The sequence below is a fragment of the Enterococcus caccae ATCC BAA-1240 genome, from assembly GCF_000407145.1.
In the GTDB taxonomy this organism is placed as follows: domain Bacteria; phylum Bacillota; class Bacilli; order Lactobacillales; family Enterococcaceae; genus Enterococcus_L; species Enterococcus_L caccae.
Genome location: NZ_KE136474.1, coordinates 315,837 through 328,661 on the forward strand (window position 1 = coordinate 315,837; position 12,825 = coordinate 328,661).

At 36.6% G+C, this 12,825-nt stretch carries 12 protein-coding genes; 5 read left to right on the plus strand and 7 right to left on the minus strand.

The genetic code is table 11. From position 1 onward, the window contains the following. Window positions 1-1,021 precede the first annotated feature (1,021 nt). Complete coding sequence (locus tag I580_RS16780) at window positions 1,022-1,195, minus strand: helix-turn-helix transcriptional regulator (RefSeq protein WP_010770376.1); 174 nt, start codon at window positions 1,193-1,195, stop codon at window positions 1,022-1,024. 276 nt (window positions 1,196-1,471) lie between these two features. Here I580_RS16780 and I580_RS11940 point away from each other — a divergent pair, with 276 nt between their 5' ends. From I580_RS11940 to I580_RS11950, 3 genes are read left to right on the plus strand one after another with little or no spacing between them, the layout of a single operon-like run. Continuing rightward, on the plus strand, window positions 1,472-1,801 hold the full coding sequence (locus I580_RS11940; protein ID WP_010770375.1) for an ArsR/SmtB family transcription factor: 330 nt from the start codon (window positions 1,472-1,474) through the stop codon (window positions 1,799-1,801). 1 nt (window position 1,802) lies between these two features. Beyond that, the gene (locus I580_RS11945) at window positions 1,803-2,516 is read left to right on the plus strand and encodes a type 1 glutamine amidotransferase domain-containing protein (protein ID WP_010770374.1); all 714 of its coding nucleotides are present in this window, start codon (window positions 1,803-1,805) and stop codon (window positions 2,514-2,516) included. Next, entirely contained in the window at window positions 2,494-3,408 is a 915-nt protein-coding gene (locus I580_RS11950) for an NAD-dependent epimerase/dehydratase family protein (RefSeq protein WP_010770373.1), read from the plus strand. Before I580_RS11945 ends, I580_RS11950 begins: the two co-directional genes overlap by 23 nt. A 100-nt stretch (window positions 3,409-3,508) precedes the next feature. Here I580_RS11950 and I580_RS11955 read toward each other — a convergent pair whose 3' ends face one another. Next, window positions 3,509-4,654 (minus strand): ArgE/DapE family deacylase, encoded by a 1,146-nt coding sequence (locus tag I580_RS11955; RefSeq protein ID WP_010770372.1) that lies wholly within the window; start codon window positions 4,652-4,654, stop codon window positions 3,509-3,511. Between the two features lie 227 nt (window positions 4,655-4,881). On the opposite strand from I580_RS11955, the gene I580_RS16520 reads away from it, so the two are divergent. Continuing rightward, window positions 4,882-6,231 carry a MucBP domain-containing protein gene (locus I580_RS16520; RefSeq protein WP_010770371.1) on the plus strand — a complete coding sequence of 450 codons (1,350 nt, stop codon included), beginning with the start codon at window positions 4,882-4,884 and terminating at the stop codon, window positions 6,229-6,231. Window positions 6,232-6,277: 46 nt separating this feature from the next. Here the strand turns inward: I580_RS16520 and purR are convergent, their stop codons facing one another. From purR to ispE, 5 genes are all read right to left on the minus strand, one after another. After that, the gene (gene purR / locus I580_RS11965) at window positions 6,278-7,105 is read right to left on the minus strand and encodes a pur operon repressor (RefSeq protein WP_010770370.1); all 828 of its coding nucleotides are present in this window, start codon (window positions 7,103-7,105) and stop codon (window positions 6,278-6,280) included. 260 nt (window positions 7,106-7,365) lie between these two features. Next, window positions 7,366-8,208, minus strand: a complete 843-nt coding sequence (locus I580_RS11970; RefSeq protein ID WP_010770369.1) for a metal ABC transporter permease — start codon at window positions 8,206-8,208, stop codon at window positions 7,366-7,368. Continuing rightward, window positions 8,181-8,861: a metal ABC transporter ATP-binding protein gene (locus I580_RS11975; RefSeq protein WP_010770368.1), complete on the minus strand. Its 681-nt coding sequence runs from the start codon at window positions 8,859-8,861 to the stop codon at window positions 8,181-8,183. The genes I580_RS11970 and I580_RS11975 overlap by 28 nt, the downstream gene beginning before the upstream one ends. Before the next feature lie 77 nt (window positions 8,862-8,938). Continuing rightward, the gene (locus I580_RS11980; RefSeq protein WP_010770367.1) at window positions 8,939-9,901 is read right to left on the minus strand and encodes a metal ABC transporter substrate-binding protein; all 963 of its coding nucleotides are present in this window, start codon (window positions 9,899-9,901) and stop codon (window positions 8,939-8,941) included. 151 nt (window positions 9,902-10,052) lie between these two features. Then, a complete protein-coding gene (ispE, locus tag I580_RS11985) occupies window positions 10,053-10,904 on the minus strand; it encodes a 4-(cytidine 5'-diphospho)-2-C-methyl-D-erythritol kinase (RefSeq protein ID WP_010770366.1) in 852 nt (283 codons plus the stop codon). Window positions 10,905-11,260: 356 nt separating this feature from the next. Between ispE and I580_RS11990 the strand changes: the two genes are divergently transcribed. Further along, on the plus strand, window positions 11,261-12,781 hold the full coding sequence (locus I580_RS11990; RefSeq protein ID WP_010770365.1) for a lytic polysaccharide monooxygenase: 1,521 nt from the start codon (window positions 11,261-11,263) through the stop codon (window positions 12,779-12,781). The last annotated feature ends 44 nt before the right edge of the window (window positions 12,782-12,825 follow it).

The following is a 12,825-nucleotide window of genomic DNA, read 5'->3' on the forward strand; positions in this document are numbered from 1 at the left end:
TTTGTCAAAATTGTCCTTTCTTTGGGACAATTTTGACTATTTGAATTCTTTCACGATATTCTATTGACTATCTCAACCTCTTTACGTTAGAATAAATTTACAACATAAAATAAAAAAAGGCGCCCTGTCAGAAGACGGACATCTTCTAAACAGAGCCCTGTATTATCAGCGTAAACTAATAATACAAGTTGCCTCGCCAATAATTTCTTATTGACTAATCTTATTGTACTAAAAGTAAGAACAGATTTCCATTCTTTTTTACTTGCTCAATACTGTTAGTGAATGGTTATTTAACGAACGCTTCATGGTATTAGTAGCTGACTAATATCATTTTTTTGTGTTTAAAATCAGGTAATTAGAGCGAAAAAACAAAATAAAAAGGCACTCTGTAAAAGGACGGACATCCTCGTACAGAGCCTCATATTATCAGCGTAAACTAATAATATAAGTTGCCAAGTCAATATTTGCATATCGACTCTTTCATTTTACTCAATTTTTGTAAGAAATACTAGTGTTTTTTTACAGATATTGTTATTTTGAAGCAGTTGGTGGTTATTTGTTGCACTTTTGCACGGTATTAGTTGGTCGCTAATGCCGTATTTTTTTCGCTCTTTTTATAAATAGCAAGCACCTCTCTCCTTTTTCAATACGGTATTTTCGTATTGGCATTCTACCAATTGGTGCTTGCGAGCAGATTTACTAGAATCGATCACTACCATACGTTTCACCATTTGATCTAAAAAGGCAGCCAAGTCAATGCGTATACAAATGGATAAAAATCAGAAACAGATAAATAAACAGTTCTTTCGTTTACCCGATTGAATGGCGCAACGTAACGATTGATTTCTAGTTCTTCTGTAGTCTTAACGATCCATCTGGCGGAAGATGGATCGTTAAGTAAAAAATGCGTAGGCTTGCAGAACCTGCGGATTTCAAATAGCTGTTTATCCCTTCAGAAACACCCAACCATTTTTTTACTATCACAAGATAAACAGCTATTTGTTTTTCTCGTTTACAATAATTATTCTTTATGACTCACCTGAATATTGTTTAATTGCTTTAGAATATCGCTATTCGGATGACTTTTCCCATTTTCCCAATTCGAAATACTTTGTCTTGTTACATATAATATATCTGCTAATTCTTGCTGCGTTAAATGCAATTGTTCACGTTTCTTTTTCACGTCTGTACTCATTTTCTTCTCCTTGCTCGTCATACTATACACTCATTATAGAGCTTTTTTTTTATAAAAAACAATATCAATTTTGAATCGTTACAATTCATTTTCTTGATAGTTAATATGATGAATGAAGGTCAATGGACAGGACATATATTGACGATTCCCTCTTAGAAATACAACTTCATTATGAAAGAATTCAGATTATTTGACAAAGCTTTGCTCTTTTGGTTTAATGGTTTAAACCAACGAACTATAAATGCATTTTCTAAATAAAAAACCAGGAGTTTACCTATGAATAACATGAATGAATTAAAAGAAAGCTTCGCCGCACTTAGTCCTTTTTTAATCGCTTTAGGTGACGAAAAACGCCAAACAATCATTCTTCGACTTATGGAAGATCAAGCTTGCCAAGGACTGCAAGTACCCGATTTGATTGAAGCATCCAGCTTATCAAGACCTGCTGTTTCTCATCACTTAAAAGTATTAAAAAATGCCAATATTGTTGATTATCGACGAGAAGGTACGAAAAATTTCTACTATTTGACCCATGAATTGGGAGAAATCAATCAATTGAAACAGCTAATAGAACAAATCATTGATTTTACGGAAAAGAGGAAATAAATTGAAGAAAGTATTGATCGTAGAAACAAACGTCACTAGATACCAAGGAACCAAAGAGCCTACGGGCTTATGGTTAGGCGAATCTGCTGAGTTTGTAGATGAGTTAAACAAAGCTGGTATCGCCTATGATTTTGTCAGTCCAAAGGGCGGTTTTATTCCCTTAGACCCTAGAAGTATGAAATACACGGATGAATCCATCTTAAGCGTGTACGAAGATCCAGATTTTGTCCATCGAGGATTGACGAATACTTTAAAACCAGCTGAAGTAAACACAGATGACTATTTTGCGATATATTATACTGGCGGACATGGTGTGATGTGGGATTTTCCAGATAATACGGAACTACAAACAATCGCTAAAGAAATTTATGCTCACAATGGCTATTTAGTTTCCGTTTGTCATGGTATCGCAGGTTTATTAAATATTAAGGACGATAATGGAAATTATCTTATCGCAAATAAAGCCATTACAGGTTTTACAACGACTGAAGAAATAATTGCTGGAAAAAAATCTGTCGTCCCTTTCTTAAATAAAGAGATAGCTGAAAAAAATGGCGCGACTTTTAAAAAGAAACGTTTTTATAAAGATTATGCTATAAAAGATGGACGGATCATCACTGGACAAAATCCGTTTTCTGTTCGTTCCGTCGCAAAATTATTATTGAATGAAATAGATTTAGGAGGAAATAAACATGCAAACAATCTTGGGAAGTAATGGACAAATTGGTCAAGAACTAGCTAAAGAGCTTCATAAAAATTTTACTACAGATCTTCGCTTAGTGAGTCGTAGTCCTAAAAAGGTCAACGAAAGCGATCAACTTTTCCCGGCCAATCTGCTTAATTATGAAGAAACAAATCAAGCAATCTCTGGAAGCGATATTGTCTATTTTACCGCTGGACTTCCAATGGATAGTAATATGTGGGAAGAACAATTCCTCATAATGATGGCAAATGTGATGAAATCTTGTATCGAAAATCAAACGAAATTAGTTTTTTTCGATAATACGTATATGTACGCCAAAAATAATGACCCTCAAACAGAAGACAGCCCCTTTCGACCAGTAGGCAGAAAAGCAGTTGTACGAGCAAATATGGCACAAATGTTACTGGATATGATGAACGCTAAAGAAATAGACGCGGTTATTTGTCGCGCACCAGAATTTTATGGCCCTGGTAAAACACAAAGTATCACGAATACCATGATTTTTGAGAACATACATCAAGGGAAGAAGCTTCGAGTTCCTCTCAGTGATTCAAGCTTACGGACACTTATTTGGACACCAGATGCCAGTCGAGCAATGGCTTTGATCGGAAACACCGAAGATGCTTACGGTCAAACATGGCACTTACCTTGTGATGATAGCAAAAGTTATTCTGAAATAATCAATTTATCCGAACAGATTTTAAACAAAAAACTTCCGTATACGGTTCTAAAAATGTGGCAATTTAACTTAGGAAGTCTGTTTAGTCATCCATTGAAAGAATTAAAAGAGCTGCTTCCGCGCTATCAAGAGGATAATATCTTCGTCTCAGATAAATTTAAAGAGCGTTTTCCTGAATTTAAGATCATGACAATGGAAGAAGGAATCCAGCAAATCGTTTTATAGTTGTTTGCTTTTTCTAAATTAAACGAACATAAAATATATAAGAAAAGATCTAGAATTGGACGTTCCCATTCTAGATCTTTTGTCTTTTATCAGATGTTCATTAAGCTAAATAAGTCGTCGCCATTTCTTTATAAATATCCACCATTTCCAAATAGTTATCGACATCCACATATTCATCCACTTGGTGAGGTGTTTCATTTCCTGGACCAAAAATAATCACTGGAAAAGCTTTTTTGCCTTTTGTAAATTCAGCGGCATCCGTCGTTCCAGATACACCAACCATTGGAATATCCACATTGACTTGTTTTTTCGCTACTTGTTGGGCAATTTTTGCAATATCAGAATCTTTTTCACTTTTCACTGAAATTTTATTGGCTTCAATGCTCAATGTTAAATGATACGTATCTTTTTGGTTTAGCTCATCGATCAGTTCATTCATTTTTTTGATAACAAGGTCATTATCGTAGCCTGGAATCGTTCTAATATTTCCTTGAAGACTTGCTTCACTAGGAATACTATTGATTTGTTCCCCGCCAGAAATCATGGTTACATTATAGATAAAGTCTCCCAACACTTCGTCTGTGTGGATTTCACTACGGAATAATTGATTCGCTCTTGAATAGAAATCATTTAGATGATCGATTGCATTAACGCCTAATTGCGGCATTGAGCTATGAGCATTCTTACCTTGAGACTCCACTTTAAAATTGATCGATCCCTTATGAGCATAAACGATACCAGCATAGCCAGAAGGTTCGCCAATTACCATTGAGGTTACATCATCCACATAGCCTTCTTTGGTTAACTGTTCTGCACCTAATTCACCGACTTCTTCCCCCACTGTAGCGATCAAACGAAGACGTCCATTGAACGCTGCATTCTCTTCTTTTAATTCAATCATTGCGATTGCCATAGCCGCTAAACCACTCTTCATATCGCAAGTGCCGCGACCATACATTTTGCCGTCACGAATTTCAGGTTTGAACGGATCTGATGTCCAATCAGCTTCATTCCCTGCTGAAACAACATCCATATGTCCTGAGAAAGCTAAAACTTTTTCGCTATTCTTATTGCCGATTTCAACAATTAGATTGTCACGGTCTTTGTCATATTCTAAAAAGCTTGAGTCGATGCCATGTTTTTTAAATAGTTTGCTTAAATACTCAGCGACTTCTTTTTCATTGCCATTGACTGATTTGATTGCGACGATGTCTTTTAAGATTTGAATTTTTTCTTGTTTTTCCATGTTGTTTGCCTTCTTTCATATGATTCATTCAGCTTTTGATCGTGTGTGAAAAACTGGATAAATTTGTTTACAAATTAACTATACACCTAAATAGGAAATTCGTTAAATAAAAGAGGTTCATTTTATTATGCCTATTTATGAAAAGATTCACAAAAAACTTTATTTTTTATTTGTTTAATATATAATTAATAGATAATAATAAATAAATAAAAGAAAGAAGATTGCAAATGAAAAAAATTGCTAGTTTCATAAGTTTTTTTGCTATTTTGCTGATTGTAACCTGTTTTCCCAAAACTTCATACGCAGTAGATCAACTGGTTTTTGAAGGCCCTACATTAGATACTCCTTATGCAGGTCAAACTCAAATTTCTGGGTATCTTGCAGCATTCGGTACCTTGCCTTCTGGTGAAAAGGTTCCTGTAAGTAAGTTTGATGGTGCAGCTTGGATCGTAATCAATGGGAAAACGTATAATGGAACAACTGCTGGAAATCAGATGTTTGATTATACCGTTACAAAAATTGATGACGAAAAATACGCCTTTACGTTCAACCTTCCAGACAATATCGTTTTAAAAGAGGGGGATACGATAAGTACTTTTGTGATTCCAGCAACTGTAGAAAATCCTTCAAATTACCCTCAACTGTCTCACAAATTCTCTGGAGAATACATCGTCCAAAAGAAAGCTGATCCGCTACCTGGTGAAGATGTCTTGGTTACATACCTAGATGAAAATGGCACTGAAATTGCCCCTAAAAAACCAATCAGTGGTATGGTAGGCGATCTTTACGATGCTACAACAGCCGAGTACAAACTGACTATTGACGGTTACACCTTAGACGAAACAAAATTACCTACAAATGCGACTGGGACTATCAGCCAAGTAAGTCAAATCGTTACCTATACGTATAAAGAAAATCCCATCAAAGCTCATGACGTCACTGTGCGCTATGTTGATGAAAAAGGCAATCAACTAGCTGATTCAAAAACGATCAGCGGGTCGATCGGCGAACCTTATGATGCCTCAACAGATGTCTACAAACCAATCATTGATGGTTATACCTTGGATGAAACAAAACTACCTACAAATGCGACTGGGACACTAAGTGCCCTCGATCAAATCGTTACTTATACGTACAAAAAAAATCGAGTCAAAGCACAAGACCTGACTGTTCGATATGTTGATGAACGAGGTAAAGAACTCGTAGCATCACAAACCATTAGCGGCTTGATTGGTACTCCTTACGATGTCTCAACGACTACTTACAAATTGATCATTGATGGCTATACTCTGGATACAACCAAACTACCCACAAATGCTATCGGAACTCTGACTGATAAGAAGCAAACCGTTACTTACTACTATGTTGCTAATAAAAAATCAGATCAACCCACAGATATAAACCAAGAAAACTCTGGAAAACCAACGACACAAAATACAACCTCTTTAAAGAACAACAAGAGCTTTCCTAAAACAGGGGAAACTGCCACACAATCTATTTTATACCTTGGCGGATCATTGATTCTCTTAACTGGGCTTGCTTACCTAAGAAAAAATAAAACAACTAAGTCTCAATAATATGATAAAAAAACCAGCTCATCATTTCTGATAGCTGGTTTCAATTCTATTCATCAAAATAATTCCCAGGAACCACATTGATTGTTTTTGTCCGTGTATCTACATCTTCCACATAAAGCAATGATGTATAGTCTTCAATCGCACGTTGCCCTTTAAATTTAGACTCTGCAAAGACAGTGATCCCAACAAGCTCTGCCTCAAATTCTTCGATCAAGCTCTTCATTCCGTTGACCGTGCCGCCGCCTTTCATAAAGTCATCCACGACCAACACTCTAGAACCGCGCTTTAAGCTACGTTTTGATAATTCCATTTTTTCGATCCGTTCAGATGATCCAGAAACGTAATTCACACTGACAGTCGAGCCTTCTGTGATCTTCGAATCACGGCGCACGATTACAAACGGAACATTCAAGTAATACGAAACAGCTTGCGCGATCGGCACACCTTTTGTCGCTACTGTCATCACCGCATCGATTTGTTCCCCTAAATATTTAGAAGCAATGATTCTCCCAACTTGGCGCAACAATTCCGGCTGTCCTAACAAATCAGAAAGATACACATATCCTCCTGGCAACAGACGATCTTGTTCTGATAAACGTTCACACAAAGCCATAACTAATTCTTTTGATTCCTCATATGGAATTTCTGGGATAAACCGAACACCGCCGGCTGCTCCTGGAATGGTTTCAAGAATTCCCGTCCCTCGTTGTTTGAATGTTTTTTTGATGATCGCTAAATCCTCACTGATCGATGATTTCGCTGATTTGTAGCGCTGTGCAAAATGGGTCAAAGAAACCAATGTATGGGGATGATCCAACAAGTACTGTGTCATATCAATCAATCGTTCGCTTCTCCGAATTTTAGAATCTGTCACTTCTTCTCCTCTTTCCTTTAAGGTTTTTTATTCATTTGAATAATGACTAGCCCTTATTTTTTATAGGTTCGTTATACATTATTTTTCAACAAGTAAAATAAATGATACTTCCTCATAATCTATCGTTCCCTATTATAGGGTGTTTTCCAAAAAAAATCGAGCATTTTTTGACAAAATTGAAAAATAGTTCGCAATTTAAGAAACAAAAAAGAAGATAAGAGAAAAAACTTTCGTTTTTCCCTTACCTTCAGCTAACTTATTTATGCTTTTCTTTCACTCATTTTTTTATTTCGTTGCATCGTTACAACTACTTTACGGACGATACTCACAAGAATAAATAAAGCGATAAAAATCAAGGTAATGCTGGCACTTGGCGGTGTTTCTAAATAATAAGATCCCGTCAGTCCTGTTAGCATGCCAATCAATCCCATGATCACACTAATAATAATCACCGTGTTAAATCCTTTACCGATCCGCATCCCGATAGCAGCTGGTAAGACCATGATTGCTGATATCAATAAGGCTCCAGCAATCGGAATCATCACCGCAATCGCTACACCTGTGATCACGTTAAACAACATCGACATCCAGTGAATCGGCAAGCCATCCACATGAGCCGTATCTTCATCAAACGTCAACACATACATTGGACGTTTAAATAAAACAAACAAAATCACTAGTACTACAAACAATACAGCTAAAATAATGACTTGCTGCCATGTAATCGTCACGATTGAACCAAACAGATACGACTGGATACTGGCCGCTGAATTTCCGCCACTTAGATTCATCAGAACCAGAGCTAGCGCCAGTCCTCCAGACATTAAAATCGCAATTGAAATTTCTGAGTACGTACTATAGATCATTCGTAGATATTCTAAAATAATTGCTGCAATGATCACCACGACAAGTGTCATGATATCTGGATTCCAATTTAAGAAAAATCCTAATGCAACTCCGGCGAGCGATACATGAGAAAGAGTATCCGCCATCAAAGATTGTCTTCTGATCACAAGAAACACACCTAACATCGGCGCAATCACTGAAATAAAAGTTGCCGCTAAAAAGGCTTTTCTCATGAACTCATATGAAAGCATCTCCACTGTGAATCCTCCTTCCGAACTAAACGAATTTGTCGATCGGCATACGCTTTGATATCTTCATGATCGTGGGTGATCATCAAAATCGCTTTGCCATGATCATGTGCATTATGCCGTAAAAGGCGATAAAATTCATTTCTAGACGTTTCATCCATCCCTGTTGTTGGCTCATCTAAAATAAATAAATCTGGGTCTGTCGCAAAAATACGAGCCAAACTGATACGTTGTTTCTGTCCACCAGACAGTTCACCGATCCGCTTATGACGCATCTCCCACATACCAACTGCTTTCAACGCTTTTTCTACGTGTTGATGATCTCGTTTCGTTAAAGGTTTAAACCAGCGATTACGCGGAAAACGCCCTGAGCGCACTAGCTCGATCACCGTACTTGGAAACCCTGCGTTAAATGATGCCACTTGCTGAGGAATATAACCGATACTCAGCTTTTCACCTGTGGTATTTTCTTTTGCGATCGTGATTTCCCCTTTAGTTGGTTTTAATAACCCTAAAGTACTCTTGATCAACGTGGATTTCGCTGCACCGTTTTCTCCTGTTAGAATCACAAATTCGCCAGGATCAACATAATATGAAACATCTTCTAAGACTGGCTCATCATCATAATAAAATGTGAGGTCTTTGACTTCTAGATAATGCATGACTCTACTCCTTCTTCTGCCTTATAAACTGCCTAAAATCGGGAGAAAAAACTAAATGTCTTTTATCCCGATTCGCTTTACTTAATACTTTTCTTCAATGCGTCAAGATTGGCTTTCATCACTGAAATATAATCTTCACCTTTATCTTGCTCTTTTTGGGTAATACTTTCTAGCGGATTAAGGACCGCTAATTCCACACCTGTTTCACTTGCTAATGTTTCAGCAACTTTTGATGAAGCCGATGTTTCAAAATAAATAACTGAGACATTATGTTCTTTAATATATTTTTTCAACTCTGCTAAACGACTCGGTGACGGTTCTTGATCTGGTGAAATTCCTGCAATCGACTCTTGCGTCAAACCGTATTGTTTCGCTAAATAGCCAAACGCTGCATGCTGTGTCACAAACGTTTTGTTTTTAGCATTCGTAAAGGCTTCTTTATATTCTGTATCTAAATCCTTCAACTTCTCAAGGTAAGCTGTAGCATTTTTCTCAAATATTTCTTTTTTGTCTGGGTATTTTTTGACTAATGCATCGCGAATAGCTTCAACTTCTTTTTGAGCTAAAACGGGGTCTAACCAAACATGTGGATCTAATTCGTGATCGTGATCATCATGGTCTGCTTCTTCCTCGTCATCGTCATGTTCATGAGCTGCACCTGCCATTAAATCGATCGAACCTGCTGCTTCCACTACAGTCACTTTTTTCTCATCAACGTTTTCCAGAACATCTTTGACCCACGTCTCTAACTCATGACTGTTGTACACAAATACATCTGCATCTGTGATTTTGGCGATATCTTTGGCACTTGGTTCATAGTCATGTGGTTCTGTTCCAGCTGGGATCAACAATTGAACATCTCCAGCATCACCGACAACATTTTTAGCAAAATCGTACATTGGGTAAAAAGTTGTCACGACTTTTATTGTATCACTTTTTCCAGATTTATCTTGCTCTTTTGTTTGTCCACAGGCCGTTAGTGTAAAAATCACTGCTGTTAAAAGGAATCCTATAATATATTTCCAGTTATTTTTTCTCATTTCATTTATCCCCATTTCGATTTGTCTTATGCAAACCGTAATATTTACGATTTATTAGCAAGAACTAATTTACCAGAAGGAAAAGAATACGTCAAGAGAAAACAGAAAAAAATAAAGAGATGGCCATTTTAGTCATCTCTTCATTTATAACTTATTTTAATGTCCTTACAATATACACTTCATCGCAAAAGCCTTTTAACCCATTATAAATTCGCTGCGCTCTTGTTTTCTTCTCACATAAAGCAAAAACCGTTGGACCACTGCCGCTCATCAACGCTGCATCTGCTCCATATTTCATCATACGATCTTTGATTTGTTGGATCACAGGATGACGTTTGATCGTTACACCTTCTAAAACATTACCGATTTTTTCTGTCATCAACAAATAATCATCCGTTTCGATAGCTTGTTTCAACCCCTGAATATCAGGGTGTTGAATACTATTGAATGACAAACTGCCAAAAATCGAGCTAGTTGAAACACTCATTTTAGGTTTTACCAAAACGACCCAACACTGAGGCATTGATGGTAAAAACTCGATTTTTTCACCACGTCCAGTAACAAATGCTGTTCCGCCATGAATACAATAAGGAACGTCTGAACCAATTTTACTGCCTAGTTCAGCAAGCTCTTCCAATGACAAACCCAGGTTCCATAAACGATTCAGGCCTCTTAGAGCAGCAGCACAATCACTACTGCCGCCAGCTAATCCTGCAGCAACTGGGATTCTTTTTTCTATATAAATTCTAACGCCTTGGGTAAGATCAAATGTATTCTTCAGCAATTCAGCTGCTTGGTACACGTGATTTCTTCTATCTACTGGTAAAAAGGAGCTATCTGTTTCGAGCACTATTTCATTTTTCGGCAATAACTCAAAGGTCAGCCGATCAGCTAAATCTACACTAGCCATGACCATCTCTAATTCATGATAACCATCTTGCCTTTTATAGAGCGCATCCAACCCTAAATTGATTTTTGCGGGCGCTTTTTCTATGATTTCCATTCTTTTCACCTATCTAATCTAATACCTAACCATCTTCACAATCTTTTAAATTCTAACATATGTTGTTGGAGAAGTATAGATTAGATCAAAAATCGCCCTATTTTCCATCTTATTAATTAATATATAAATAAATCATTTTAGGGCGTATTTTTAGAAAAAAATGATCTATATATTTATATGAAATATTATAAAACAAGTGTTATTATTTTTTCTATCGATAATCAAACAGTATTTTCACTTATTATACAGAAAAATAATGACATTTTTGAACGAATAAACATTAAAAATTTTGCTATACTCTTGTTGTTCTCATGACGATGAGAATAGCAACTATTTTAGTAACAGGAGGAATAGGTATGAAAAAAAATGATTTAGGTTTTATTTTAACTGCGTCAATTATCTTGGGGGGATTAGGCGTTTTCACTTCTCAGGATGCTTCTGCTCATGGTTATATCTCAAGTCCACCTTCAAGAGCTTACTATGGAGCACTTGAAAAAAATACCATTGGGTATCAAGCAGCACAACAAAAATATGGTGCCGTGATAAATGAACCACAAAGTTTAGAAACTGGAAAAGGGTTTTCAAAAGATTTCGGGATTAATTTATACTCATGGGAAACTGGTGCCTCTGGAAACGGACCTGCAGATGGAAAAATCGTTTCTGCAAATGATGCCTTAGGCAGTCAAATCAGTGTTCAAAAAGATAATTATTGGAAAATGAACGACATCAATTCTGGCAAGCTAAATATTACTTGGCATTATACTGCAACTCACGCAACAAGCCGTTGGACTTATTACATCACCAAAAATGGCTGGAATCCAAATAGCCCTATTAAGCGCAGTGATCTTCAGTTGATCTCAAACGTTCCATTTACCGGAGCACAAGCAAATACTAATTTAACACATACGGTGGATATTCCAGCTGATCACAAAGGTTACCATGTCATTTTAGGTGTTTGGGATGTCAGTAATACAGGTGCTGCTTTCTATCAAGCAGTCGATGTAAATATCAAAAATGGAGCTGAAACAACACCTCCAAAACCAGAAAAAGCACCTACTGCACCAACAAATGTAAAAGCAACCGACATAACAGCTACTTCTGCAAAATTAACGTGGACAAAAGGTGATAATGTACAAGAATATAACATTTATAGAAATAATAATAAAATCGCGACTACCTCTGCAAATGTAATTGTGGATGAACAGCTAAAAGAAAATACGCCCTATGCCTACCAAGTTGAAGCTGTGGGTACAAATGGACTTTTATCTGAAAAATCTAGTCCAGTAAATGTGTTAACAAAATCTGCTGAACAAAAAGACACTCAGAATCCTACAGCGCCTACAGGTATCCATTCAATGGAAACAACAACTTCATCTGTAGACTTAATGTGGACAAAATCTGATCACTTTTTAGGTGTCAAAAACTATGAAGTATTCCGTGATGGCAAAAAGATCACAACTACTGGAAATACACATTTCAAAGATACAGGATTAAAAGCTGATGCAACTTACACTTATACGATTAAAGCTTATAGCTTAGGTGGAAACGCGTCTGAACTTAGTCAAGTCTTCACTGTTACAACTAAAAAAGAAGCAGTTATCTCCGGAAAAACAACATGGGATAAAGCAAAAGTTTATCATTCAGGTGATGAAGTTCTCTATAATGGATTGAAATATCAAGCAAAATGGTGGACTCAAAATGAAAAACCAGATGAATCTGATGCCTGGAAAGCATTATTTACTACTGCTGTAGAATGGAATGCTAAAAAAGCTTACAATGCAGGTGAACGTGTGACTTTTCAAGGTAAAACGTACAAAGCAAAATGGTGGGCAAAAGGTGCACAACCATCAACTTCAACTGTTTGGGAATTAGTTTAATAAAATCGCCCAATATTCTAGAAATAAAAAGCTTAGCCAAAGTA